This window comes from Corallococcus sp. AB049A (genome assembly GCF_003668885.1).
GTDB lineage: Bacteria > Myxococcota > Myxococcia > Myxococcales > Myxococcaceae > Corallococcus > Corallococcus interemptor.
The window spans coordinates 1-423 of the sequence record NZ_RAWL01001227.1 but is presented as its reverse complement, the minus strand read 5'-3'; the positions used below and the strand labels follow the sequence as shown (position 1 = coordinate 423).

General features: G+C 53.2%; 1 protein-coding gene. It reads left to right on the top strand.

Features of this window, described 5'->3' with window-relative positions; genetic code table 11:
- The first annotated feature begins 18 nt into the window (after positions 1-18).
- Positions 19-210, top strand: a complete 192-nt coding sequence (locus D7X55_RS46835) for a hypothetical protein (RefSeq protein WP_134808485.1) — start codon at positions 19-21, stop codon at positions 208-210.
- Positions 211-423 lie beyond the last annotated feature (213 nt).

The following is a 423-nucleotide window of genomic DNA, read 5'->3' as shown; positions in this document are numbered from 1 at the left end:
ATGGCAGGGTGATTCGCCGTGGATGCGCATGTTCCGCAACGCGCGGGTGTGGTGCGGCTGATCGCAGCGTTCCGCGCAGGCCGCAATGCCACCGCGTATGGAAAAACCCGCCGCTTTGTCGGCGGGTTTTTCTTTGTGTGCGTGAAATTGCTGATCTGGCCGCTAGTTACATCCGTTTTCATGCGCCAGCAGTTCGTCACGTATGTCTAACAAAATGCCTTTATAAACACGTGAAATAGTGAACTGCTTCACGGCAATAGGATTTGTCGTGTCAAAGTCTTGACGATCTGCAAAGTTGCCGTTAACACTTGAACCCCGTTTCAGAATCATTCATTTCGCAGTAACCGGTTGGCGCACGCGCTCGGTTTTCTGTCGCTGCGCGCCGTTCGGCAATACCCCGCAGTAAATCACGCGAATAAACGC